The organism is Rhodococcus sp. ACS1 (assembly GCF_002300155.1).
Lineage (GTDB): Bacteria > Actinomycetota > Actinomycetes > Mycobacteriales > Mycobacteriaceae > Rhodococcus_F > Rhodococcus_F koreensis.
On the sequence record NZ_NSDZ01000005.1, the window covers coordinates 567440 to 592156 of the forward strand.

22 protein-coding genes are annotated in these 24717 nt (G+C 69.0%); 15 read left to right on the forward strand and 7 right to left on the reverse strand.

Translation table 11 applies throughout. The features are described from left to right. The first annotated feature begins 146 nt into the window (after positions 1-146). The 7 genes from CJ179_RS23365 (at position 147) to CJ179_RS23395 (ending at position 8407) form a co-directional block, all read left to right on the forward strand. Complete coding sequence (locus tag CJ179_RS23365; protein WP_095863024.1) at positions 147-1526, forward strand: aspartate aminotransferase family protein; 1380 nt, start codon at positions 147-149, stop codon at positions 1524-1526. 113 nt (positions 1527-1639) lie between these two features. Further along, positions 1640-3127, forward strand: a complete 1488-nt coding sequence (locus CJ179_RS23370; RefSeq protein WP_218834836.1) for an APC family permease — start codon at positions 1640-1642, stop codon at positions 3125-3127. A gap of 192 nt (positions 3128-3319) precedes the next feature. Continuing rightward, the gene (locus CJ179_RS23375) at positions 3320-4159 is read left to right on the forward strand and encodes a polysaccharide deacetylase (protein ID WP_072939502.1); all 840 of its coding nucleotides are present in this window, start codon (positions 3320-3322) and stop codon (positions 4157-4159) included. Beyond that, positions 4156-5661, forward strand: coding sequence for a C45 family autoproteolytic acyltransferase/hydolase (locus CJ179_RS23380; RefSeq protein ID WP_095863025.1), 1506 nt, complete (start codon positions 4156-4158; stop codon positions 5659-5661). The genes CJ179_RS23375 and CJ179_RS23380 overlap by 4 nt, the downstream gene beginning before the upstream one ends. Then, positions 5658-6428: an SDR family NAD(P)-dependent oxidoreductase gene (locus tag CJ179_RS23385; protein WP_095863026.1), complete on the forward strand. Its 771-nt coding sequence runs from the start codon at positions 5658-5660 to the stop codon at positions 6426-6428. Before CJ179_RS23380 ends, CJ179_RS23385 begins: the two co-directional genes overlap by 4 nt. 19 nt (positions 6429-6447) lie before the next feature. Then, on the forward strand, positions 6448-7473 hold the full coding sequence (locus CJ179_RS23390) for an aromatic ring-hydroxylating dioxygenase subunit alpha (protein ID WP_072939592.1): 1026 nt from the start codon (positions 6448-6450) through the stop codon (positions 7471-7473). Next, positions 7454-8407 (forward strand): PDR/VanB family oxidoreductase, encoded by a 954-nt coding sequence (locus CJ179_RS23395; protein WP_095863027.1) that lies wholly within the window; start codon positions 7454-7456, stop codon positions 8405-8407. The genes CJ179_RS23390 and CJ179_RS23395 overlap by 20 nt, the downstream gene beginning before the upstream one ends. Before the next feature lie 41 nt (positions 8408-8448). Here the strand turns inward: CJ179_RS23395 and CJ179_RS23400 are convergent, their stop codons facing one another. Both CJ179_RS23400 and CJ179_RS23405 read right to left on the reverse strand, forming a co-directional pair. After that, a complete protein-coding gene (locus CJ179_RS23400; RefSeq protein WP_095863028.1) occupies positions 8449-9069 on the reverse strand; it encodes an allophanate hydrolase subunit 1 in 621 nt (206 codons plus the stop codon). After that, positions 9069-9827 carry a LamB/YcsF family protein gene (locus CJ179_RS23405; RefSeq protein ID WP_072939489.1) on the reverse strand — a complete coding sequence of 253 codons (759 nt, stop codon included), beginning with the start codon at positions 9825-9827 and terminating at the stop codon, positions 9069-9071. The genes CJ179_RS23400 and CJ179_RS23405 overlap by 1 nt, the downstream gene beginning before the upstream one ends. Before the next feature lie 129 nt (positions 9828-9956). Here CJ179_RS23405 and CJ179_RS23410 point away from each other — a divergent pair, with 129 nt between their 5' ends. From CJ179_RS23410 to CJ179_RS23425, 4 genes are all read left to right on the forward strand, one after another. After that, positions 9957-11135: a hypothetical protein gene (locus tag CJ179_RS23410; protein ID WP_095863587.1), complete on the forward strand. Its 1179-nt coding sequence runs from the start codon at positions 9957-9959 to the stop codon at positions 11133-11135. Next, positions 11132-11893, forward strand: coding sequence for an ESX secretion-associated protein EspG (locus CJ179_RS23415; RefSeq protein ID WP_095863029.1), 762 nt, complete (start codon positions 11132-11134; stop codon positions 11891-11893). Before CJ179_RS23410 ends, CJ179_RS23415 begins: the two co-directional genes overlap by 4 nt. A 64-nt stretch (positions 11894-11957) precedes the next feature. Further along, positions 11958-12371 (forward strand): hypothetical protein, encoded by a 414-nt coding sequence (locus CJ179_RS23420; protein ID WP_095863030.1) that lies wholly within the window; start codon positions 11958-11960, stop codon positions 12369-12371. After that, entirely contained in the window at positions 12368-12898 is a 531-nt protein-coding gene (locus tag CJ179_RS23425; protein WP_241031453.1) for a DUF3558 domain-containing protein, read from the forward strand. Before CJ179_RS23420 ends, CJ179_RS23425 begins: the two co-directional genes overlap by 4 nt. Before the next feature lie 74 nt (positions 12899-12972). On the opposite strand, the gene CJ179_RS23430 is transcribed toward CJ179_RS23425, so the two are convergent. Genes CJ179_RS23430 through CJ179_RS23440 form a run of 3 tightly spaced genes read right to left on the reverse strand, consistent with a single transcriptional unit; the run spans position 12973 to position 15699 of the window. Then, positions 12973-13866 (reverse strand): metal ABC transporter permease, encoded by an 894-nt coding sequence (locus tag CJ179_RS23430; RefSeq protein WP_095863032.1) that lies wholly within the window; start codon positions 13864-13866, stop codon positions 12973-12975. After that, positions 13863-14741, reverse strand: a complete 879-nt coding sequence (locus CJ179_RS23435; RefSeq protein WP_072939478.1) for a metal ABC transporter ATP-binding protein — start codon at positions 14739-14741, stop codon at positions 13863-13865. Before CJ179_RS23435 ends, CJ179_RS23430 begins: the two co-directional genes overlap by 4 nt. A gap of 13 nt (positions 14742-14754) precedes the next feature. Continuing rightward, positions 14755-15699 (reverse strand): metal ABC transporter solute-binding protein, Zn/Mn family, encoded by a 945-nt coding sequence (locus CJ179_RS23440; protein ID WP_095863033.1) that lies wholly within the window; start codon positions 15697-15699, stop codon positions 14755-14757. 138 nt (positions 15700-15837) lie between these two features. On the opposite strand from CJ179_RS23440, the gene CJ179_RS23445 reads away from it, so the two are divergent. After that, positions 15838-16926 (forward strand): substrate-binding domain-containing protein, encoded by a 1089-nt coding sequence (locus tag CJ179_RS23445; protein ID WP_072939473.1) that lies wholly within the window; start codon positions 15838-15840, stop codon positions 16924-16926. A gap of 13 nt (positions 16927-16939) precedes the next feature. On the opposite strand, the gene otsB is transcribed toward CJ179_RS23445, so the two are convergent. Beyond that, entirely contained in the window at positions 16940-19480 is a 2541-nt protein-coding gene (gene otsB / locus CJ179_RS23450; protein WP_095863034.1) for a trehalose-phosphatase, read from the reverse strand. Between the two features lie 68 nt (positions 19481-19548). Continuing rightward, a complete protein-coding gene (kstR, locus tag CJ179_RS23455) occupies positions 19549-20187 on the reverse strand; it encodes a cholesterol catabolism transcriptional regulator KstR (protein ID WP_005566090.1) in 639 nt (212 codons plus the stop codon). Between the two features lie 94 nt (positions 20188-20281). Here kstR and CJ179_RS23460 point away from each other — a divergent pair, with 94 nt between their 5' ends. The 3 genes from CJ179_RS23460 to CJ179_RS23470 all read left to right on the forward strand — a co-directional run bounded on the left by CJ179_RS23460 (position 20282) and on the right by CJ179_RS23470 (position 24704). After that, positions 20282-22444: an acyl-CoA dehydrogenase gene (locus tag CJ179_RS23460; protein ID WP_095863035.1), complete on the forward strand. Its 2163-nt coding sequence runs from the start codon at positions 20282-20284 to the stop codon at positions 22442-22444. A gap of 83 nt (positions 22445-22527) precedes the next feature. Continuing rightward, positions 22528-23568, forward strand: coding sequence for an acyl-CoA dehydrogenase family protein (locus tag CJ179_RS23465; protein WP_095863036.1), 1041 nt, complete (start codon positions 22528-22530; stop codon positions 23566-23568). After that, on the forward strand, positions 23553-24704 hold the full coding sequence (locus CJ179_RS23470) for an acyl-CoA dehydrogenase family protein (protein WP_095863037.1): 1152 nt from the start codon (positions 23553-23555) through the stop codon (positions 24702-24704). Before CJ179_RS23465 ends, CJ179_RS23470 begins: the two co-directional genes overlap by 16 nt. The last annotated feature ends 13 nt before the right edge of the window (positions 24705-24717 follow it).

Below are 24717 nucleotides of genomic sequence, written 5' to 3' on the forward strand. Positions count from 1 at the left end.
AATTCGCGGGCAGAAGGCGTCACGATTGACGCATGCCGGATCGGACCTCGGCGTTCGACGGCCTGCCGAGGCGATCGGCCCGGATTCGGCCTCTGATGCTGGACCAGTCCGAATTCGACTGAACCGAAACACAATTGAGGACTACGATGACTGCAGTCACCGAAAGAACCACGACCGGACTCGAAGCGTCCGCCCGCCGCCATCTGTGGGGGCATTTCTCCCGGCACGGGGACAACATCACCCCGCCGATCATCACCCGCGGCGACGGCGCCCGGATCTGGGACTCCACCGGTAAGAGTTACCTCGACGGACTGTCCGGGCTGTTCGTCGTGCAGGCCGGACACGGCCGGGCCGAGCTCGCCGAGGCCGCCGCCAAGCAGGCCGAACAGTTGGCGTTCTTCCCACTCTGGTCCTACGCCACCGAACCCGCCATCGAACTCGCCGAACGCCTCGCCGGCTACGCCCCCGGCGACCTGAACCGGGTCTTCTTCACCACCGGCGGCGGCGAGGCCGTCGAAAGCGCCTGGAAACTGGCCAAACAGTACTTCAAGAAGGTCGGCAAACCCGGCAAACACAAGGTCATCTCCCGCTCCATCGCCTACCACGGCACCCCCCAGGGGGCGCTGGCGATCACCGGCATCCCCGCGCTGAAGGCCCCGTTCGAACCGCTGACCCCCGGCGCGTTCCGGGTCCCGAACACCAACATCTACCGCGCCCCCGACCCCCTCGGCAGTGATCCGAAGGCGTTCGGGATCTGGGCCGCCGACCGGATCGCCGAGGCCATCGAATTCGAGGGCCCCGACACCGTCGCCGCCGTCTTCCTCGAACCGGTGCAGAACGCCGGCGGCTGCTTCCCGCCGCCGCCCGGCTACTTCGAACGGGTCCGGCAGATCTGCGACGAGTACGACGTGCTGCTGGTCTCGGACGAGGTGATCTGCGCGTTCGGGAGGATCGGGTCGATGTTCGCGTGCGAGGACTTCGGGTACGTGCCCGACATCATCACCTGCGCCAAGGGCCTGACCTCGGGGTATTCGCCGATCGGGGCGATGATCGCCTCGGACCGGTTGTTCGCACCGTTCGCGGACGGGACGTCGATGTTCGCGCACGGCTACACCTTCGGCGGGCACCCGGTCTCCGCGGCGGTGGCATTGGCGAACCTGGACATCTTCGAACGCGAGGGCCTCAACGCGCACGTCGCCGAGCAGGCGCCGGCGTTCCGGGCCACCCTCGACAAGCTCACCGATCTGCCGATGGTCGGGGACGTGCGCGGGGAGGGGTTCTTCTACGGCATCGAACTGGTCAAGGACAAGGCCACGAAGGAGTCGTTCAGCGACGCCGAGGCCGAGCGGATCCTGCACGGGTTCCTCTCCACCGCCCTGTTCGACGCCGGCCTGTACTGCCGGGCCGACGACCGCGGCGACCCGGTCATCCAACTCGCACCGCCGTTGATCTGTGGGCAAACCGAATTCGACGAAATCGAAAACATCCTCCGCGGCGTCCTCACCGAAGCGTGGACCCTGTTGTAACGCAACAGGCCCCACACGAAGGCGGCACTTCGACAACGGCGTCGAGGTGCCGCCTTCGTGTTTCCGGTGCGCCTCACGCGCGCATCGCACCTTCTCACGAGAACGGCAGAATCATGACTTCCCACTCCTCGCTGTCCGCGAACGGCGGTGCCGGCCCGGACGGCCCCGATCGCGGCGAGAGCATGCATCCCCTGAACCGCGGATTGGGCGTCGGCGCCATCGTCTTCATGGTGGTGGCCGCCGCCGCACCGCTCGCCGTCGTCGCCGCCCAGGTGCCCATCGTCATCGCGTTCGGCGGCAGTATCGGTGCGCCGCTGTTCTTCCTGATCGCCGCTGTCATCCTCACCTTGTTCGCGGTCGGGTACACGCTGATGAGCAGGCACGTCCGCAACGCGGGGGCGTTCTACTCGTACGTGCAGGCCGGGCTCGGACGGATCAACGGGCTCGGTGCCGCGTTGCTGGCGCTCGTGTCGTATTCGATGCTCCTCATCGCCGTCTACTCCTATCAGGGGGTGGCGGCGAGCAACGCCGCCGCGCAGTACCTGCATGTCGACGCCCCCTGGTGGGTGTTCTCGTTCGCAGCTTTCGGGATTGTCTCCGTGCTCGGGTACCGCGACATCGAGCTCAGTTCCAAGGTTCTCGGGGTACTCCTGATCACGGAGGCGCTCATCGTCGTCGTGCTCGACGTCGCCATCCTGGTCAAGGGCGGCGCAGCAGGACTGACAGCCGCCCCTCTGCTGCCGACCACGGTGTTCGACGGCTCGCCCGGGCTGGGTCTGATGTTCGCGTTCTTCGCCTTCTTCGGGTTCGAGGCCACGGCCGTGTTCCGGAACGAGGCGCGCGACCCCGACCGCACCGTTCCGCGCGCAACGTACGTCGCGGTCGTGTCGATCGGTGCGTTCTACGCGCTGTCCGCGTGGGCGGTGGTCGTCGGAGCCGGTGCGACCGATGCGGTGGATACGGCATCGGACGATCCCGTGAACATGGTGTTCGACCTCGCCACCCGGTACGCGGGGACGGTCGTGCACGACATCATGCAGCTTCTCGTGGTGACCAGCGTCTTCGCGTGCGTGCTGTCGTTCCACAACGTCATCACGCGATACCAGTTCACTCTCGGCTCGATGGGAGTGCTGCCGTCGGCGCTCGGCCGGGTCAGCCCGAAGTACGGGGCGCCCTCGCGCTCGTCGATCGTCCTGACCGCGATCTCCGGAGTGCTGCTCGCGGTGGTCGCGGTCAGCGGTATCGATCCGATCACCCAGGCCTACACGTGGCTGTCCGGTGCGGCGACGCTCGGGATCGTCCTGCTCATGGCGCTCACCAATCTGGCGGTCATCGTGTTCTTCCGCAGGCACGATCTCGACAAGCGCCGGTGGCACACGGTGGTGGCACCGTCGCTCGCGATCCTCGGTCTGCTCGCGGTGGTCGCTCTCGTCGTGACCAACTTCGAACTCCTCATCGGAGATCGGCTGGGCGCGTTGATCATCGGAGGCCTGGTGCTCGCCGCGTACGGTGTCGGTGTGGTCGTCGCCCTGCGGATGCGACGGTCCCGCCCGGCTGCCTACGCGGCGCTGCGGGACGGCGAAACGCAGACCGGCGACTGACGCTGCGCAATGCGCAGCAGGACCGACGAAGTTCGACGCAAAGTTTCGGTGTTTCTAGGGTTGTGTGGCGGTTTGCGCGCTGTTAATGTGGTCTGCAACACGCAAAGCGTTGAATCAATCCGCATTGGCTGCCGAAATGCGCAGCATCGAGTCGAATCCGCCGCCGAAGCGGCGCAATCAGAGGAGCGTGTCTTGACGATTCAGGACTTTCCCACCGCAGACTGGCCGGGCGGCAAGGCCGCCGCGGTGTCGTTGACCTTCGACGTCGACGCGGAGGCCGGCTGGCTCGGGGAGGGCGACGAGTACGCACGCCGTCTGACCATCCTGTCCGAGGGCCGCTACGGCGTCACGCGCGGAGTGCCGCGCATCCTCGACCTGCTCGCCCGATACGACATCTCGGCCACATTTTTCGTCCCCGGACACACCGCGCAGCATCACCCCGCGATGGTGGAGAGCCTGCTCGACGCGGGGCACGAGATCGGACACCACGGACACCTGCACCTGCGCAGCGACAAGGTGAGCGAGCAGCAGCAGATCGACGAGATCGACAAGGGCCTCGAAGCCCTCGAACGGCTCGGCGTCCCGCGGCCGCAGGGATACCGCTCCACGTCCTGGGAACTCACCCCCGAGACATTCGGACTGCTCGTCGACCGCGGATTCCTCTACGACTCCAGCTGCATGGGCGACGACCGACCGTACGTCGAGTCCTGGGACGGCCTCGAGATCCTCGAACTGCCCGTGCACTGGTCGCTCGACGACTGGCCGCGCTTCGGCTGGAACATCGACGGAGGCGGCAACGTCGCCGACCCCGAAGAGCTGCGTCGTTGCTGGACAGCCGAATTCGAGTCCGCCCGCGCCGAACGTCGGCACACGAGCTTCACGATGCACCCCGAGGTCATCGGACGCCCCTACCGGCTCGGCCAGTTCGAGCAGGTGGTGGCGCACATGGCCGAATCCGGCGACGTGTGGTTCGCCCGCCTCGACGAGGTCGCCGAGTTGGTGGCGCCGCGACTGCTGCGGGTGGCGTCGTGACCCGCCGGTTCCGCTCCACGCAGACCCGGCCGTGGGACCGCGGACACGAATTCGGCAGTGCCCACGCGGAACAGGTCGGCGCGTCGGTGGCCGCGTACCAGCAGCTGTTCGACCGCGCTGCCGGCTCGGCCGTCGACCTCGACCACTGGGGGACCCTCGCCCTCGAGCGGATCACGGCGGCCGCACCCGCACTCGCCGACGAGATCGCCGGCATCGCGGACGGCGCCGGTCTGTCGGTGGCCGCGGTCGCGGCGATCAATGCGCGTACCGAAGTGCTTGCGGCGGTTGGCTCGATCACGCCGAGTGAGTGCTCGACCGTCGTCCGGCTCCGGGACGGGGCGCCGCCGGTCTCCGTGCAGGCATGGGACTGGTTCGCCGAACTCGCCGACCTGTGGCTCGTCTGGGAGATCCCGCACGAAAGCGGTCACGTGACCACCACCGTCAACGAATACGGCATCGTCGGCAAGATCGGCGTCAACGACCGCGGCCTGGGCGTGCACTTCAACATCCTCCACCACACCGGGGACGGAAACGGGATCGGCGTCCCGGTGCACGTGCTCGCCCGCGCCGTGCTCGACGAATCACGCGACCTCAACCACGCGCTCGTCCGGCTCGCCCAGGCGGAGGTGTCCGCGTCGACGTCGCTGACGCTCGTCGCGAGCACCGGCGGCGAATCCACGGCCGTGAGCGTCGAACTCAACCCCGGCGGAATCGGGTACGCACTGCCGGACCCCGACGGCCTCCTCGTCCACACCAACCATTTCCTCAGCAGCCCGGCGAACCTGCACGACAGGGAACTCCGGGACGGACCGGACACCGTGATCCGGTTCGACATGCTCCGCCGTCGACTGTCGGGCAGACCGGACGTCGACGCACCCGCGGTCGTCGAGGCGATGGCGTCGCACCTGCTGGGCGGCGGGGCGACGTGCTGCCACGTCGACCCGGCCCTGCCGGCGTCGGCACGCTTCGAAACCCTCGCCACCGTCTCGCTCGACGTCGAGAACGGAACCCTGACCGCCCATTCCGGTGGGCCCTGCACCATTCCTGCCGATTTCGCGGCACCGACCAAGGAGAACACCGTGCTGAAACTGAAGCGCATCGACAACATGGACATCCTCACCCGCGATGTCGACGCCCTCGTGGAGTTCTACCACGGCGTCCTCGGGCTGCCCTTCCACCTCCCGTACGAGAAGGACGAGGAGTGGGCGGCGATCGACATGGGCAACGTGACGCTCTACATCTTCAAATCCGAAGTGGGCGAACACGCTCCGCGCCGCACCGCGGTCAACCCCGACAACCCACCCGGCTACGATTCGATCGCGTTCGAGGTCGACAGCCTCGACGAGGCCGAGGCCGCGCTGGACGGACGCGTCGAATGGGTCGACGAGCGGATCCAGTGGAAGCACCCCAGTGGCACCTGGTACCAGTACCGCCCGTTCTTCGACCCCGACGGCAACATGCTGTACGTCACCGAGCCGCACATCGTGGGGGCGGGAGCATGAGTGTCACCGCCATCCCGGGTGTTCGGCTGGACGACCGTGTCGCGCTGGTCACCGGCGCCGCACGGGGCATGGGAGCCGCACATGCCCGGACCCTCGCGGCCCGCGGCGCCGACCTGATCGTCGCCGATCTCGACGCCGCGGAACTGTCGGCGGTCGCCAAGGAGATCCGCGACAGCACCGGCCGCCGCGTCGAATGCCTCGAACTGGACGTCACCGCACCGGACGCCGGCGAACGCGTCGTCGCCGTCGCGAACGACAACTGGGGTCGCCTCGACATCCTGGTCCACAACGCCGGCATCATGCACGACTGGAAGTCCCTCGGCGACACACCTGTCGAGAACCTCCGGCCGTACCTCGACGTCAACGTCCTCGGGCCGTACGCCATCACCCGCGCCGCCGCGCCGCTCCTCGCCCGCAGCGAGGCACCGCGCGTCATCTTCATCTCCTCGCAGTGGGGGCAGGTCCCCGGCGGCCACTCCTACGGCTACATGGTGTCCAAGACGGCGCAACTCGGGCTGATGAAGGCGCTGTCCTCCGAACTCGTCTCGCAGAAGATCCTCGTCAACGCCGTCGCACCGGGCGCGATCCACACCCGGATGGTCCCCGACGACGTCTATGCCGAAGAACTTGCCGCCGTCCCCCTCGGCCGTCTCGGCGACGCCCACGAAATCGCCGCGGCCGTCGCCTTCCTCGCCTCCGACGGAGCCGCCTTCATCACCGGACAGACCCTCGCGGTCAACGGTGGAGCGCTCGTCGTCGGCGCCTGATCTCCCCGAAAGGACCCTCGTGACCACCTCGATCCCCACCCCCACCAAACGCGAACTGGCCGAAGCGTCGATGCGCCGCTCCTGGTTCCCCGTCGCCCGCCTCTGCGACCTCGACAAGCCCCAGACGGCCACGCTTCTCGGCGTCAGCCTGGTGATCTACCGCGACGGCGAGGGGCGGATCTCGGTGCAGTCGCGGCGCTGCCCGCACCGCGGCGGCGACCTGTCGATGGGCGAAGTGCACCAGAGCTCCATCGGCTGCCCCTACCACGGCTGGGAGTTCTCCAGCACCGACGGCAGCTGCAGCCGCATCCCGTCCCTTGCCGATCAGGGCAAGATCCCACCGCGCGCGTCGATCGCCACCTACCCCGCCGTCGAACGGTTCGGTCACGTCTGGACGGTGCTCGAAGACCCGATCCGCGACATGTACGAGATCGAGGAGTGGCAGGGCCTCGACCTCGAATGGCTGGCCGCCGACCCGATCGACTCGTCGGTCGGAGTCGGGGTGACGATCGAGAACTTCCGCGACGTCGCGCACTTCCCCTTCGTCCACAAGGTGTCGATGGGCCCGACACCGGAGATCGTCGAACCGCTGAACGTCAACCGGGACGGACTCGACGTGTGGATGGACCGGCCACTCGACGCCGGCTCCGGCGACTGGGCCAACGACGGCGACTGCATGATGCGGTACCGCTGCTCCGCACCGGGTCTCGCGTCCATCACGTACCACTACGAGAAGCTGGGCCGCCGCGTCGTCGCCGGGTTCCCGTCGCCGATCGATTACGAGCACGTCAAGATCTTCTGGGGCGTCGCCAACGAGGTCGGCTACCGCGGCGCGGACCTCGAGGAGTGCCTGCGCGTCGAGGAGATGGTGTACCTCGAAGACATCCCGATCGTCGAATTCATCGAACCCCGTGAAATCCCGTGGGATTCCGAGTTCCAGGAATTCTCCGTTCCCGCCGACCTGTTCACCCTCAACTACCGGCGCTCGTTCACCGAGCTGATGAACCGCGTCAAGGACGGCAGCCATGTCAACGAGTTCGTCTGATCCGCAGACCCTCCCGCTGCGTGTCGTCGCTGCCCGCTGGGAGGCGGAGTCGATCACGTCGTACGAGTTCACCCGTTCCGACGGCGGCGAGCTGCCGGCCTGGGAACCGGGCGCACACGTCGACGTGCACCTGCCGTCGGGGACGGTCCGGCAGTACTCGCTGTGCGGCGACCCCGCCGACTCGAGCCGCTACCGCATCGCCGTCCTCGAACTGCCCGCGGGCAGGGGTGGCTCGGTGGAGGTCCACCGCGAGCTGCGTCCGGGTCGCGTGGTCGAGATCGGCTGTCCCCGCTCAAATTTCGCGTTGACCGAGGCGGACCGGTACGTGTTCGTCGCCGGCGGCATCGGCATCACCCCGATGCTGCCGATGATCCGGGAAGTGCAACGCCGCGGCGGAACCTGGGAACTGGTGTACGGAGCGCGCACCGCCGAGCACTTCGCGTTCGTGAGCGAGCTGGACGCGTCCGCGGTGCGGTTGGTGCCGCAGGACACGGACGGTCACCTCGATCTGGCGTCCGTCGTGGCGTCCTCGTCGGGGGCGGCGGTCTACTGCTGCGGGCCCACACCGCTCATGGACGCGCTGGTGGAACGGATGTCGCAGGCGGGTCGCGCCGCCGATCTCCACCTCGAACGGTTCGCCGCGGCGGCCCCGGCGGTCGGGTCGAGTGGTGAGTTCGAGGTCGAACTCGCCCGCAGCGAGAAGGTGGTTCCGGTGCGTCCCGACCAGACCGTGCTCGAAGCGGTCCGCGACGCCGGCATCGACCATCCGTCGTCGTGCGAGATGGGCATCTGCGGGTCCTGCGAGGTGAAGGTCCTGAGCGGCGACGTCGACCACCGCGACGACCTCCTCACCGAAAGCGAACGCGCGCAATGCAACAGCATGATGATCTGCGTGTCCCGGGCGAGGGGTGATCGTCTGGTCCTGGACCTGTGATGCGGCTCCGCCACCCGTGAGTACTTATTAACCGCGGGCGGTTAATAAGTACTCACGGGCGCGAAGCGCACGACGACGCCGGGACGGAGCAGGGCAGGGGGAGTGCGCCCGGCATCCCAGATCGGTTCGTCCGTGGTTCCGATGAGCTGCCATCCGCCGGGCGAGGAGCGGGGGTAGATTCCCGTGAACTCCCCTCCGAGCGCCACCGTCCCGGCGGGGACGGAGGTCCGCGGCGTCGCGCGGCGCGGCACGTGCAAGTCGGGTGCACCGCCGGTGAGATAACCGAAACCGGGGGCGAAGCCGCAGAACGCCACCGTCCAAGGCGTTCCGGTGTGCGCCGCGACGACGCCGTCGACACCGAGCCCGGTCAGTTCGGCCACGTCCTCGAGGTCGGGGCCGTCGTAGCGCACGGCGATCCGGACCTCCTCCGGGGCGCCCTCGGCGACCGCCGCCGCCGGTTCCGTCGTCCGCACCCACTTGGCGACGCGGTCGCGGCTCGTCGCGCCGTGGTCGAACCGCACCAGGATGGTGCGCGCCGCCGGTATCACCTCCCGGACCCCGGGTGGCCGGGAGTCGTCCAGAGCACGGAAGTGCGCGAGCACGGTGACCTGGTCCTCGAACTCGGCGAGGATCGCGCTTTCTCCGACGTCGAGGATGCGCATCACACGAACGGCTCCACCGTGACGCCCTCGGCGTCGAGCAACGACCGGATGGCGGTGGCCATCTCGACGGCGGCGGGCGTATCGCCGTGTACGCAGACGGATTCGGCGGTGACCGCGAGGACGGTGCCGTCGACGGCTTCGAGGGTGTGATCGACGACGAGTCTGCGGACCCGCTCCGCCACGACCGCCGGATCGCGCAGGACCGCGCCGTCCGTCGTGCGGGGCACCAGCGTTCCGTCGGGCGTGTACGCGCGGTCCGCGAACGCCTCGATGACCGTCCGCAGCCCGGCCTTCTCGGCCTCCTCCAGGAACACCGAACCGGGCAGACCGAGAACCGGAAGCGTGTCGTCGTACGCGGTCACCGCCGCGACCACCGCGCGGGCCTGCTCACGGTGATGCACGATCGCGTTGTACAGCGCGCCGTGCGGTTTCACGTACGCCACCGCGGACCCGGAGACCTGGGCTAGACCGTCGAGTGCGCCGATCTGATAGACGACGTCGGCCGTCAGATCACGCGGGGCGACGTCGATGAACCGGCGCCCGAACCCGGCGAGGTCGTGATAGCCCACCTGCGCGCCTATCCGGACCGTCAACTCGGACGCCGCGGAACAACAGGCCCACAGCGTCGCGGGGTCGCCCGCATGAAAACCGCAGGCCACGTTGGCGCTGGTCACGAGCTTCAGCATCGCCACGTCGTCGCCGAGGGTCCAGGCACCGTAGCTCTCGCCGAGGTCGCTGTTCAGATCGATTGCCGGCACATATTCGATACTAGGGTTCCGAATGCCGTCTTGTAGATTCTCTCGCGGGGGCGGGCGGAACCGGTGAGGGTCCTGCTGCGTCAGAACAATTGACCGTGTGTGGCGGACCGCGCCATCGGAGGGGGAAACGTGACCGACCCGGCATACATCAAGGATCCCGAGAACTTCCACTCGGACCAGTGGGACCACGCGAGGATCGCGAGTGCCGTCGCCGGCATGGACGTCGAGCACGTGAGCGGCATCGCGCGAGCCTGGACCGAACTGGGGACGACGGCCCACGACGCGATCGTCGAGTTCAGCGACGCGATCAAGAAGGCGATCAGCGAGAGCTGGCAGGGGGCTGCCGCGTCGGCGGCCTATGGCGAGACCGAGCGGTACTCGACGTCCGCGCCGGAGGCACAGGATCAACTTCACGGAGTGGCGGCGGCGCTGACCCCGCTGGCGGAGACGGTCGCGTCGCTGCGGTCGCAGGTCCCCGAAACCATCGGCACCGGACTGTGGGACAAGCTGACCCCCTGGGACACGGACACCGAGGACGAGTACTACCGGCGCGAGGGCGAAGCGCGCGAGAAGATGGCCACGATCTACAACCCGGGGCTCGCGACTTCGGACGGCAACGTCCCGGCGTTCACGAGACCGGAGAGCCGGGTCGATGTTCCTTCGGGTCCGTCCGCGCCCGGCGTCGATTACTCGAGCGGCGCCCCCAGCTCGAGCGAGCGGTTCGGGGGACCGAGCGCCGGCCGGCCGAGTTCCGGCGACGCTCCGGATATCGACAGTCCCGCCAGCGACGCGTCCGCTGCGCCCGGCACCCCCGCAGCGGACGGCGCGCAGCAGAATGCGGAAACCGCGCCGTCGTCGGCCACCGCGCCCGCGGCGACGGCCCCGGCCTCGGTGTCGGGTGATCAGGCGCAGAGCCGATCGGTCCTGCCGCCGGGTGCCGACTCGTCCTCGGGCGCCGGTTCACGATCTGCGGGTGTGGGTGCGGGTGGGGGTGCCGGTGCGGGCGGATTCGGCGTCGGCGGGCTCGGCGGCGCCAGCGGCGTCGGTGCCGGAAGTCGGGCGGGTGCCGGTGCCCGGTCGGGCTCCACACCCGGGGTCGCGGGGGCCGCAGCCGGTGGTCGCACGGGCGCCGGGATTCGAGGTACCGGCCCGATGGGCGGCGGAATGATGGGCGGCGCCCCCGGGGCTGCCAAGGGCGGCGGCGAGGACAAGGAACACAAGACGCCCGACTACCTGATCACCCTCGACAACGGCAACGAGCTGATCGGCAAACTGCCCCTCGTCTCGCCGCCGGTGATCGGCGCATGAGCATGCGCAATTGGCGGCTGCGTCCCGAACTGTTCGAAGCCCTGTGGGCAGGCACCGGGCAGGACCGCATCCCGTACCCGTTCCGGATCGTGAGTGCACACCCCGGGCTCAACGCCTATGTGGCAGAGCAGAACCGGATTCGAGAAGCCTTCGCGGGAGCCGAGCACGACGACGTGAAGTCGGCGTTGGGCGTGCTCGCCGAGCCCGACGTGTATGTAGAGATCTCCGGTTCCACCGCCGACGAGACACAGATCCGCATCATCGGTGCCCAGCACCGGCAGTGGGTCGTGATCGCGTCACAACTCCCCGGCCGGGCACCGCGGATCGGCGGCGACGTGGTGATCGGCGCCGGGCAGGCCGGAAAATTGGGCGCGCAACTGATCGGCCTCATCCCGCAGAACGCCGCCGGCAGGCGCCGGTTCCAGCGACGGGACGACGAAGATGCCCACTTCTCCCAGGGAATCCTGCAGGAGGTCAACCGGGCGGCTCCCGTCCCCAGACTCGAATCCGCCGTGCAGAAGGGATACGCGGGCCGCGGCAAGATCCGAGTCTTCCGCGGCCCCCGCTACGGCGCCGGCCGCGACGTCGGCGTCATGCAGTGGATCGACATCGCCGGCGACGGCCGCTACGTGATCGGCCCGCACGATCCCGCCGCCGCGCACCCGGCAGGTCCCGACCAGCTCGTATCCTCGCTCGACACCCTGATCAGGGTCGGTACGACTCCTCGGGCAGGCTCGGTCGGTGCCCGCGGTTGGTAGATTGCCACGCGCCGGCGATTTGCACAGGTGGGGACACCGCAGGACACACGGAGGGGGCACGAACATGGCGGGGCCAGAAGCACCGGAAGCCGGTTGGAAGGCTTTCACCGAGAACATCGTCGGGGGAGGCAGGCTCGAACTCGACCCGGCTGGCTTGGAACAGTGCATCAAGCTGTGCCAGGACCATGCGGATCGCATGGGTGATCTCGCCCGCCGGGCAAATGAGGAACTACGCGCCACCACTCTCGGGATCGGAGAGAAGGACATTGCTTCTGCAGCCGAGCTTGCGCGCAAGTTCGATGAGAAGGCGATCAGCGGCAAGGACATCGAATTCGCCAACACTGCGCGCGGGCTCTTCACCGCTCATCAAACGTATGCGCGAGATATGAAATCGATGTTCGAGGCTGTGCTTGCCCGATATCAGGAGCAGGATGCGCAGATCGCAGGAAACCTGGGCGCCGCGGGAACCGAACTGTGAACGGCAAGCGAGCCGCAGCGACTGCAATGTCGGCACTGGCCTTGTTGGGATTCGCTACTTCCTGCGAGCAATCCTCAGACGGCGAAGCAACAGCCGACCCCGCTCCGACTATCGGTTTCCACCCGTGCGACGACCTGCCCATAGAGGCGATCAAGGAGGCGCGGATTGACGCTCGCCCCTCTAGTCGCGCGGATCATGAGTCGACATCGAATTTTGCGTGCATGTTCACGTCGCACGATCCTTATTACGGGATCACGATCGCTGCTCGCGGCGACACGATCGAGGACATTCGGCAAGATGACCGCTTCGAGGTCGTCAACGAAACCGAGATCGGCGGCCGTCACGCGATAGTGGGGCTTTTCCTCGGTGGATCGTGCAGTGTCGCGGTCGACATTGCGCCGGGAGTCCTCGACTTCGAAATTCTCTACAGCGAGGGAAGCCCGGAATTCACCACGGCGAATGCGGCGTGCGATCAGGCGACGAAGGTGGCGACGGCGCTGGCGCCGTATTTCCCCGACCACCTCTAGGCCCGCTTGCACTGAGCCGCCACCCTTCGGCGTGTGAGGGCCGATTCGGCCGCTGAGCGGCGAATAGTGGCGGCTCAGTGCGTGTGTGCGTGGGTGTGGGCGATGCGTCCGGCGTTCTTGCGTCGTGAGGAGCCGCTGAGTCGGCATGCGAGGTAGATGACGAACGAGATCGTGGTGACGAAGCTGGACACGGGCACGCCGGGTGCGAGGGACAGCAGGATGCCGCCGACGGCGGCGAGTTCGGCGAACACGATCGACAGGACGGTCGCCTTGAGGGGGCTGGCGGTGACGTAGGCGGCGGCTGCGGCGGGGGTGATGAGCAGTGCCATGACGAGTAGTGCGCCGACGATCTGGACGCCGAGGGCGGCGGTGATGCCGACGAGGACGGCGAACACGATCGACAGGGCGCGCACGGGGACTCCGCGGGCTTCGGCGACGTCGGGGTCGGTGCTCGAGAAGAGGAGGGGACGGTAGATCAGGCCGAGGACTCCGATGACGAGCACGGCGCAGAGCAGCAGCAACTGCAGGCCGCTGTCGCCGGGTGCGACGATCTGGCCGATCAGCAGCGAGAAACTGGTGCCGGTGCGCCCTTGGTACGACCAGATGAACAGCACCGACAGGCCGAGGCCGAACGCCATGATGACGCCGATGACCGAGTCGCGGTCGCGGGCCTTCGCGCCGAGCAGCCCGAAGAGGACGGCCGCGACCACCGAACCGGCGATGGCGCCTGCCCCGACGCTGACGCCGATGAGCAGGGCTGCCGACGCACCGGTCAGCGACAGCTCGCTCGTGCCGTGCACGGCGAACGACATCTGCCTGCTCACGATCAGCGGTCCGATGGCTCCCGCGAGGAGGCCGAGGATGGCGCCCGCGATCAATGCCTGCTGCACGAAGTCGTACTGCAGGAGGTCGACGGTGGCAGAGACGTCGAACATGCGTGACATGGCGTCGGTGAACTTGTTGCTCATGCGTGTCCCTCGTCGGTGTGGTGCACACCCTCGCCGGGGCGGAGGCCGCCCGCGCTGCCGAGGGCGTCGATGGCGTCGCCGGTGCCGATCACGACGAGGCGGCCGCGCACGTGCAGCACCTCGACGTCGGTGCGGTACAGCTCGGACAGCACCTCCGACGTCATGACCTCTTCCGGTTTGCCTATCCGGAACTGGCCGTCGACGAGGTAGAGCACGCGGTCGACGAGGGGGAGGATCGGGTTGATCTCGTGGGTGACGAACAGGACCGCGGTGTCGTGGGTGCGGCGCCGCCGGTCGATGAGTCCGGACACGAGGTTCTGGTTGGCCAGGTCGAGGCTGAGCAGCGGCTCGTCGCACAGCAGGATCTGCGGGTTGCCGACGAGGGCCTGCGCGATCCGCAGCCGCTGCTGCTCGCCGCCGGACATGGAACCGATCGGCGCGTCCGCGTAGTGCTGGGCGCCGACTTCGGCGATCGCCGCGTCGACGATGGCCCGGCGCCGGCCTCGCCGGAGGAGACCGGTTCCCCACTGGTGGCCGTCGACGCCGAGCCCGACGAGGTCGCGGCCGCGGAGCGGCAACCCGTCGTCGAGCGACTTCTGCTGGGGGATGTACCCGACGTGCGAATTGCCCTTTCGCGCCGGGGTTCCGGCGATGCGCGCGGTGCCGGAGCTGAGGGCGAGCTGACCGAGCAGCACCTTGAGCAGCGACGTCTTGCCCGACCCGTTGGGTCCGAGGACGGCGACGAATTCGCCGGGTTCCACGGTGAGGTCGAGGTCCTGCCAGAGTGTGCGTTCGCCGAAGGACAGTCGCGCCCCCGTCAGTTCCAGTGCGGGGACGCGACCGTTGCCGGCGTTCTTCGAAGTGGGTTCTGTCACAAGCCGATCAGTTCTATTGCAGAGCCGCGGCGAGCGACTCGGCGGTGTTGGTCTGCCACTGAATGTAGTCCAGGCCTTCGGGGAGGGTTTCGGTCACCTCGACGACGGGGATTCCCGCCGACTCGGCCGTGGCCCGCACGTCCTGGGTGACCCGGTCCTGCGTCTGCACGTTGTAGACGAGGGCCTGCACCTGCTTGCCGGTGAGCAGCTGTCGCGTGGCGGCGATGGCGGCGGGCGCGGGGTCGTTGCCGTTCTCGATGGCGCTCGTGAAGTCGGGCGGGGTGACGTCCTTCAGGCCCGCGGACTGCAGCAGGTAGTAGGCGATCGGTTCGGTCTGGGCGACGGGCGCGTCCTTGTGGGCGGCCGCGATGCCGTCGGTGATCGCGGAGATCTGCTCGAGCTGACCGTGGAAGGTGGCGGCGTTGGCCTTGTAGGCGTCGGCGTTGTCGGGGTCGAGTTGGCCGAGCTTGTCCGCGATGGACTGCGCGGCGGCGTCGACGGTGTCGACGTCGAACCAGACGTGTTCGTTCACGTCGCCGTGGTCGTGGCCCTCGTGCGAGTCACCGCCGCCCTCGCCCGCGTGCGCGCCGCCCTCGAGGAGGTCGAACGCGTTGACCGTGAGCTGGTCGCTGTTGCCGGTGCCGATGATGTCGTCGACGAAGTGGTCGTATCCGCCGCCGTTGTAGACGATCAGGGACGCGTCGGTGAGCTTGGCGGCGTCGGTCGGGCTCGCCTCGAACGAGTGCGGGTCGGACGACGGTTCGGTGATGATCGAGGTGACGTCCACCTTGTCGCCGGCGACGGCCTGCGCGACGCTGCCCCACACGTTCGTCGACGCGACGACGGTCAGTGTGCCGTCACCGGTCGTGTCGGAGCCGCACGCGGTGAGGGTGAGGGCCGCGGCGAACGACAGCCCGACGGCCGCCGTGACGGCACGAAAACCTGAGGAAGCGCGCACAGAAAACTCCTGACCGAATACGAACGCTAAACGCTATTGGAAACCGTTACCGTTGCACTTTAGCGGATAGGTCCTGGTAGTGCACTTTCGGTGCAGCCCCGACGCGCCCGAACGCGGGCCAGGTACTAACGTCCCCCTATGCCCAGGTCTCGACAGCCTCGTCGCCAAGCCACGCTGGCGTCGCTCGCGGCCGAGCTCAATATTTCGCGAACGACGGTGTCCAACGCCTACAACCGGCCCGATCAACTTTCCGCGGAACTCCGCGACCGGGTGCTGCAGGCGGCCAAGCGCCGCGGCTATCCCGGCCCCGACCCGGTGGCCCGATCCCTGCGCACCCGCAAGGCCGGGGCCGTGGGACTGCTGCTCACCGAGGCCCTCAGCTACTCCTTCCGCGACCCGGCCGCGATGAGCTTTCTGTCCGGACTGGCCGAGTCGTGCGAGGCCGCCGGGCAGGGGCTGCTCCTGATTCCGGCGGGTCCGGGTCGCGAGGAGGCGGACGCCGCCGCGGTCGTGCAGCAGGCGGGCGTCGACGGGTTCGTCGTGTACTCGGTGGCGGACGACGACCCGTACCTCGCGGCGGTGTGCGAGCGGCACCTGCCGATGGTCGTGTGCGATCAGCCGCGGGAAATCCCGGGTGCGTCGCTCATCGGCATCGACGACCGCGGCGCGATGCGCGGACTCGCCGACTACCTGATCGGCCTCGGCCACCGCGACATCGGCGTGCTGAGCATGAGGCTGGGGCGCGACCGCGCGGACGGGGTCGCCGACGCGGAGCGCCTGCGGTCGCCGAACTTCCACGTCCAGCGCGAACGCATCGAGGGCGTGCGCGACGCCATGTCCGACGCCGGCCTGGACCCCGCCACCCTCACCGTCATCGAGCGGTTCGAGCACACCGGGAAGTCGGGGCACGCCGGTGCCGCACAGGCGCTCGCCGTGAATCCCCGGATCACCGCGCTCGTGTGCACCACCGACGTCCTCGCTCTCGGCGCACTGGACTGGGCGCGCTGGCAGGGCATCGACGTGCCCGGACAGCTGTCGGTCACCGGATTCGACGGCGTCGACGACGCACTGCGCGAGGGCCTGACCACCGTGCGGCAACCTCAGGAGGAGAAGGGCCGCCGCGCGGGGGCCCTGCTCATGTCGCCGTCGCACTCCGGGGTCGCGACCGTCGAAATGCTCGAGACCGAACTGCTGCGCGGTTCGACGGCCGGGCCCGCCAGACGCTGACCCGGCCGCCGGCTCAGGCCAGGAGCTGAGCGCAGCGCAGCAGTCCCAGGTGGCTGTACGCCTGGGGGTGGTTGCCCAGCGACCGCTCGGCGACGGGGTCGTACTCCTCGCTGAGCAGTCCGGTCGGTCCGGCGGCGTCGACCAGTTGCGCGAACAACGCTTCCGCCTGCGACCGCTGACCGATCAGCAGGTACGCCTCCACCAGCCAGGCCGCGCAGAGGTGGAACCCGCCCTCGGTGCCGGGCAGTCCGTCGTCGTGGTGGTACCGGTACACGGTGGAACCGCTGCGCAGTTCCGCCTCGGTGGCCGTGACGGTGGCCGCGAACTTCTCGTCCGACGGGTCGATCAGCCCGGACAGTCCGATGTACAGGGTGGCGGCGTCGAGGTCGGTGCCGTCGTAGGCGGCGGTGTACGAGCGGACCTCGTCCTTCCAGCCTTTCTCGCGCACCTCGTCCGCGATCTTGTCGCGCAACGGCGTCCACCCGGGCTCGATGTCGCGGCCGAAGTGCTCGGCCAACGCCACCGCACGGTCGATGGTGACCCACCCCATCACCTTGGAATACACGTGGTGCCGGGGGTTGTCGCGGATCTCCCAGATGCCGTGGTCGGGTTCGAACCAGCGACGTTCGACGGCCTCGACCATGGCGCAGACCAGTTCCCAGTCGCGGTCGTTGAGCGCCACCTCGGCGCCCTGCTTCTCGCGGGCGTGGGACAGGTCGTGGATGAGCTCGACGATGGGTCCGAACACGTCGAGTTGGACCTGCTGGTTGGCCGCGTTGCCGATGCGGACCGGCCGCGAGCCGGCGTAGCCGGGCAGCGAGTCGATGACGGCCTCGGGCGGCAGACCGCCACCGTGCAGCGTGTAGAGAGGGTGCAGGCGTTCGGGGCCGGGCAGCGTCTCGAGGACGTCGTGCACCCAGTCGAGGTAGCCCTCGGCCTCGCTGAGCGAACCGAGGCTGACGAGCGCGGACGCGGTGAGCGCCGCGTCGCGGAGCCAGCAGTAGCGGTAGTCCCAGTTGCGGACGCCGCCGATCTCCTCGGGCAGCGACGTGGTGGCGGCCGCCATGATCGCGCCGGAGTCGACGTGGACCAGGCCGCGGAGGGTGAGCGCGGAGCGCTTCATCAGGTCGGGTTTGAGCGTGGGCAGGGTGAGGCTCTTCGCCCAGTCCGACCAGTACGATTCGGCCAGCGCGCGACGTTCCGCCTCCGGGGTTTCGGATGGTCCGAGTTCTTCGGTGCCGCAACGCAATTCCAGGACGACGTCGCCACCGGACGGATCGACGACGGCATGCGCGGTCTGCTGGTTGCCGTCGGAGGTGACGTTCCACTGCACGCCGGGGGAGCGCAGCACGATCGGCTCGTTGGTGCCGTGCACCCGCAGTCCCTCGCTGACCGCCTCGAGGATGACCTGGCCCTGACCGAATTCGGGCCGCGGTGCGAACGTCACGACGGCGGCGGCCTGCCCGCTGATCACCCGGGTCAGGTCGGTGCGGCCCAGACGGACGTCGTGCGGCAGGTAGTCGGTGACGGAGAGGCTGGCCCACCGGGTCTGCACGGTCATCGTGCTGTCGATGTACCGCTGGCTCAGCGGCAGGGCGCTGCGGTGCGGGCCGACGCTGAAGTGGCCGGCTTCCGGTCCACCGAGCAGGTGCGCGAACACGGACGCCGAGTCGGGTTCGGGATGACACAACCAGGTGAGGGTCGCGTCCGGCGTGACGAGGGCGACGGTCCGCGGGCTGGCGAGCATGGTGAGGCGCTCGATCGGCGGCGCGTGGGCCCCGGACAGCCAGGTGCGGCGCTCCTCGAGCAGGAACGCAAGGGCCGCGGCGACATCTTCGGTGCTCGACACCCGGAATTCGGCGAGGCTGTCGCCGGGGCCGACCTTCACGCCGAGGTCGGGGCCCTGGAGGCGTGCGAACGCCTTCTCGTCGGTGACGTCGTCGCCGACGAACACTGCCGCGGTCGCGCCGTCCTGGTGGCGGATCAGGTCGAGGGCATGGCCCTTGTCGGTGGCGACGACGGCCAGTTCGATGACGGACTTGCCCTCGGTGACCTGCACGCCCACCCGCTGCCCGGCGTCGGCGCGCACCGCGGCCAGTGCGCGGGCGCCTTCCTCGGCGTCGGCGTTGCGGACGTGCAGGGCGACGCTCGCCGGCTTCGCCTCCACCGACGTGCCGGCGTGCAGGGCGGAGATCCGCCGGAGTTCCTCGGTGATCTCTCCGAGAAGTTTCTTGGCGTCGGCGTCGATCGCATGGATGAACCCGATGTCGAATTCCGAGCCGTGGCTGCCGACGAGTTGAACCTCGGCGGGCAGCCGCGACAGCGCGGCGAGGTCTTTGAGTGCCCGGCCCGAGATCACGGCCGCCGTGGTTCCGGCGAGGCTGGCCAGGGCGCGGAGAGCACGCACCGATTCGGCGTGGGGAAACGCCTTTTCGGGGTCCGAGACGATGGGGGCCATCGTGCCGTCGTAATCGGACGCGACGAGCAGACGAGGGGTCCGCGCGACCCGGGAGAGGGCACGACGAAGTTCGATGGGCAGATCATGGGCGCTCACACGTTCAAATCTAGGGGATGTGACGGATGTGAGCGCGTTCTCGGCCGGGGCTGTGCCCCGATCGCGTCCTACTCGGGTCTGCGGCTCCCGTCACCGAGCAGCAGTTCGACGGTGAGTTCGAGCCGATTCGCGACATCGGTCGCCGACGAGCGGCGTGTGAGCCAGGCCACCAGGTTCGACAGCCACACGTCGGAGATGACGCGGGCGACGGCCAGTTGGTCCTCGGTGGGTTCGGTGTCCGTCATCGCGCGGGCGAACAGCCGGTCCATCAGCTTGCCCACCTGATCGACCTCGGCGGCGGCGGACGCGTCGGCGAACATGAACGCGCGCGTCATGGCCTCGGTCAGCAGCGGGTCGCGCTGCATGGCCCGGGTGATCTGGCTGAGGATCAGCTGCATCCGCTCGAGGGGGTTCCGGCCCGGCGGGTTCTTTCCGCGGGAGTCGATCCGCTCGAACTCGCGGGCGAGCGCCGACACCAGCAGGTGCACCTTGGACGGGAAGTAGCGGTACAGCGTTCCCACGGCGACGTCGGCGCGTTCGGCGACGGCCCGCATCTGCACGGCTTCGTATCCTCCCTTGGACGCCAGGGCCAGGGTCGCGTCGAGGATCCGCTTGCGCCGTTCCTTCTGCGCGTTGGAACTGAGATCGTCCTCGCCCAGCGTCGCCGCAGCGACCGTCGTGGACCGTGATCGAGAGCTGGTCGTCATTACCTGTTTTCCTTCGCGCCTTGACTCATGGCCAGGTGTCATATTAGAACACGTTCTAGACGAATGTGTCATTCAGGAGAGGCGGATACCCGTTGTGACTATCGCCACCACCGAGGAGCAGAGAGCTGCAGCGGGTGCGATCCAGGCTTGGGCGCGCTCGACGGACCCGCTGGTCACAGTACGGCAAGGACCAGCAGATTCGTGGCACACGTCGTGGCCGTCCTTCTCTTCGCTCGGAATTTTCTCGGTCGCCGTGCCCGAAGAGGTCGGTGGGTCGGGGGCGGAGATCGTCGATCTCGCCGCGATGCTCGAACAGGCCGCGACCGAACTCGCCCCGGGTCCTGTTCTCTCCACCGCTCTGGCCGCTCTCGTCGTCGGGCGCAGCTCCGGCGCCGCCGCGAAACGATGGTCCGAGGATCTCGCCGACGGCGCGATGCCGTGCGCGGTGGCTCTCGGCAACTCCCCGGTGAACGCGACCCTCGGGGCCGACGGCGGGTTGACGGTCACCGGCGACGCCGGCTTCGCGATCGGCGGCGACGCGGGCGTCGCCGTGCTGTTGCCGGCCGACACGGGCGAGCAGGTCGTGTGGTGCCTGGTCGACGGTGAATCCGACGGCCTGAACATCGCGGTCGCCGACACGATCGACAAGAGCCGTCCGCTCGCGCGGGTGCGGTGCGACGGGGTGGCGGTGGCGGCCGACCGCGTGGTCACGGGGGTGCGGGACGGGCTGGTGTCCGACCTCGCCGCGACCCTGGCCGCCGCGGAGGCGTCCGGCATCGCGGCCTGGTGTCTGCGAACGGCGGTGGAGTACGCCAAGATTCGCGAGCAGTTCGGAAAACCGATCGGATCGTTCCAGGCGATCAAGCACCTGTGCGCGGAGATGCTGTGCCGCGTCGAACAGTCCGGGGCCGCGGCGTGGGACGCGGCCATTGCGGCGGAGGACGCGTGGAATGCGGACGGTGGCGAGCTCCCGGTGGCGGCGGCGGTGGCGGCGACGATCACGCTCGACGCCGCCGTCGAGACCGCCAAGGACTGCATCCAGGTGCTCGGCGGAATCGGCTTCACGTGGGAGCACGACGCCCACTTCTACCTGCGCCGGGCGACGTCGCTGCGGCAGCTGCTGGGCGGCTCCGCCCGCTGGCGGTCGCGGGTCACGGAACTGACCCGGGCGGGCGCTCGCAGGCACCTGTCGATCGACCTGACGGGCCTTGGCGCCGAGCGGGCCCGGATCCGCGCCGACATCGCCGCACTGGTGGCGCGGCCGGAGCCGGAGCGACGCGTGGCCTTCGCCGAGTCGGGCTACCTGGCCCCGCACTGGCCCGCGCCCTACGGGCGAGGTGCGCGCGCCGCGGAGCAGATCCTGATCGAGGAGGAACTGGCGGCCGCCGGGATCGGCAGACCCGACCTCGTGATCGGCTGGTGGGCCGTGCCGACCATCCTCGAGCACGGCAGCGCCGCGCAGATCGAGCGTTTCGCCACCCCGACGCTGCGCGGCGAGATCATCTGGTGCCAGCTGTTCAGCGAACCCGGCGCCGGCTCCGACCTGGCGGCGCTGCGGACGTCGGCGGAGAAGGTGGACGGCGGGTGGCGGCTGAACGGCCAGAAGGTGTGGACGTCGAGGGCGCAGGAGGCGGACTGGGCGATCTGCCTGGCCCGCACCGATCGGGAGGCGCCCAAACACAAGGGCATCAGCTACTTCCTCGTCGACATGACGAGCCCCGGCATCACCGTCTCGCCGCTGCGCGAGATCACCGGCGACGCCCTGTTCAACGAGGTGTATCTCGAGGACGTGTTCGTGCCGGACGACCTGGTGGTCGGGAATCTCGGCGACGGCTGGAAGCTGGCCCGCACCACGCTGGCGAACGAGCGGGTCGCGATGGGCGGGGGCTCCTCGCTGGGCGCGGCGATGGAGGAACTGCTCGCACTCGCGGGTGACGGCGACCCGGTCACCGACGACACGCTCGGCCGGCTCATCGGCAACGCGCTCGTCGGCTCGCAACTGGAACTGCGCACCACCCTCCGGCAGCTGGACGGCCAGGACCCCGGGCCCGAATCGAGCGTCCGCAAGCTGGTGGGCGTCCGGCAGCGGCAGGCGGTCGCGGAATTCGCGATGGAACTCGGCGGCACGGACGGCTGGGTGGAGGGACCGCTCGCGCGCGAGTTCCTGAACACCCGCTGCCTCTCGATCGCGGGCGGAACGACGCAGATCCTGCTGACCGTGGCGGCCGAGCGCATCCTCGGGCTGCCGCGCGGCTGAGCCGGGCCGGGCTCGGCCTTTCGCGGGGTCCGGGATGGTGATACAACTAGAACACGTTCTAAATCGAAAGTGGGATTGTCAGCGTGGACTTCACTCGAGACGAAACCCAGGAGGCCGTGGCCCAGGTCGCGGCCGGACTGCTGGCCCGCGACCTCGACGGCGACGCCCTCTGGGCCGCCTTCGCCGACGCCGACCTGCTGACCCTCGCACTGCCGGAACGTCTCGGAGGCGAAGGGCTCTCGGTCACCGACGTCGGTGCGCTGCTCACCGAGGTCGGGCGGAAGGCGGCGCAGGTCCCGGCGCTGGCGACGCTCGGATTCGGGGTGCTGCCCATCGTCGCGCTGGGCGACGACGCGCAGCAGGACGCCCTGCTCACCGGTCTCGCCGACGGTCGCACGTTTACCGCGGCGCTCGCCGAACCCGGGGCGCAGTTCCCGGCACGGCCGTCGGTGACGGCGGTCGCGGACGGCGACGGCCACTCCGTCACCGGACGCGTGCTCGCGGTCCCGTACGCCGAGCGGGCGCACCGGATCCTGGTGCCGACGGACGCCGGGGTGGTGCTGGTGGATCCGGGCGCGGACGGCGTCGCGCTCACACCGACGCCCTCGGCGTCGGGCAGCCCCGAATTCGCGATCACGTTCGACCGGGCGCGGGGCGATCTGCTCGCGGCCGGCGACAACGCGGTGCAGACGCTGTACCGGATCGCGCTGGCCTCGATCGGGGCGGTGTCCGACGGACTGCTCTCCGGTGCAACGGTTCTGGCGGGCGAGCACCTGGCCACCCGGCACCAGTTCGGCAAGCCGCTCGCGACGTTCCAGGCCGTCTCGCAGCAGATCGCCGACGTCTACGTCACGTCCCGCACCCTGCACGTGTCGGCGCTCGCGGCGTCGTGGCGGGTGTCCGAGGGCCTGGACGCCCAGGACGATCTGGACGTGATGGCCTACTGGATCGCCGCCGAGGTGCCCGCCGCCATGCAGGTGCTGCACCACCTGCACGGCGGGATCGGCGTCGACGTGACGTACCCGCTGCACCGCTACTACTCGACCGCCAAAGACCTGGCCCGCCTCGTCGGCGGCGCCTCGTACCGACTCGACCTCGTGGGGGCCCGGTGTTCATCGATCTGACCGACGAGCAGCGTCAGCTGCAGGCGGAACTCCGGCGCTACTTCTCCGGGCTGATCTCCCCGGCCGAGGCCGAGGTGATGCGCACCGAGCGCCACGGCGCCACCTACCGCGAGGTCATCCGCCGGATGGGCAAGGACGGCTGGCTCGGGGTGGGCTGGCCGGTGGAGTTCGGCGGCCGCGGCTTCGGGGAGATCGAGCAGCAGATCTTCGTGAACGAGGCTGTGCGCGCCGATGTTCCGCTGCCGTCGGTGACGCTGCAGACGGTCGGGCCGACGCTGCAGACCTACGGCACCGAGGAGCAGAAGCGCAAGTTCCTGCCCGCGATCCTGGCGGGCGAGGTGCATTTCGCGATCGGCTACACCGAACCCGAGGCGGGAACTGATCTGGCGGCGCTGCGGACCACGGCCACCCGGGTGGGGGACGAGTACATCGTCAACGGCCAGAAGATCTTCACCACCGGCGGCCACGACGCCGACTACCTGTGGCTCGCCGTCCGCACCGGTTCGGCCGACTCGCGGCACCGTGGCATCTCCATCCTGATCATGGACACCAAGGACCCCGGCTACAGCTGGACACCGATCATCACGTGCGACGGCGCGCACCACGTCAACGCCACGTACTACTCCGACGTCCGGGTGCCCGCGAACATGCTGGTGGGCGAGGAGAATCAGGGTTGGCGCCTGATCACCACCCAGCTCAACCACGAACGGGTCATGCTCGGGCCCGCCGGCCGGGTCGGGGGACTCTACGACCGCATCCGCAACTGGGCGGTCGCGCACGACCTCCTGGGCGAACCGGACGTGCGGCGCGCGCTCGGCGAGATCCACGCGACGTACCGCCTCAACGAACTCCTCAACTGGCAGGTGGCGTCCAGTGAGTCGGACGCCGTCGACATCGCCGACGCGTCCGCGACGAAAGTGTTCGCCACCGAACGCATTCAGCGCATCGGCAGGCTCGCGGAGGAGATCGTCGGACGTTACGGCGACCCGTCCGAGCCGGCGACCGCCGACCTCGTGACGTGGCTCGACATGCAGGTGAAACGCAACCTCGTCATCACGTTCGGCGGCGGCGTCAACGAGGTGATGCGCGAACTGATCGCGACAGCCGGCCTGAAGCTTCCCCGAGTCCCGCGATAGGAGCGCCGCGCGA

What these genes read in the sequence shown, in the direction of transcription:
- CJ179_RS23400 (WP_095863028.1), bottom strand. Translation starts at nt 9,069, where the DNA reads ATGCGCATCCTCGACGTCGGAGAAAGCGCGATCCTCGCCGAGTTCGAG.
- CJ179_RS23370 (WP_218834836.1), top strand. Translation starts at nt 1,640, where the DNA reads ATGACTTCCCACTCCTCGCTGTCCGCGAACGGCGGTGCCGGCCCGGAC.
- CJ179_RS23365 (WP_095863024.1), top strand. Translation starts at nt 147, where the DNA reads ATGACTGCAGTCACCGAAAGAACCACGACCGGACTCGAAGCGTCCGCC.
- CJ179_RS23445 (WP_072939473.1), top strand. Translation starts at nt 15,838, where the DNA reads ATGCCCAGGTCTCGACAGCCTCGTCGCCAAGCCACGCTGGCGTCGCTC.
- CJ179_RS23395 (WP_095863027.1), top strand. Translation starts at nt 7,454, where the DNA reads ATGTCAACGAGTTCGTCTGATCCGCAGACCCTCCCGCTGCGTGTCGTC.
- CJ179_RS23415 (WP_095863029.1), top strand. Translation starts at nt 11,132, where the DNA reads ATGAGCATGCGCAATTGGCGGCTGCGTCCCGAACTGTTCGAAGCCCTG.
- CJ179_RS23420 (WP_095863030.1), top strand. Translation starts at nt 11,958, where the DNA reads ATGGCGGGGCCAGAAGCACCGGAAGCCGGTTGGAAGGCTTTCACCGAG.
- kstR (WP_005566090.1), bottom strand. Translation starts at nt 20,187, where the DNA reads ATGACGACCAGCTCTCGATCACGGTCCACGACGGTCGCTGCGGCGACG.
- CJ179_RS23430 (WP_095863032.1), bottom strand. Translation starts at nt 13,866, where the DNA reads ATGAGCAACAAGTTCACCGACGCCATGTCACGCATGTTCGACGTCTCT.
- CJ179_RS23385 (WP_095863026.1), top strand. Translation starts at nt 5,658, where the DNA reads ATGAGTGTCACCGCCATCCCGGGTGTTCGGCTGGACGACCGTGTCGCG.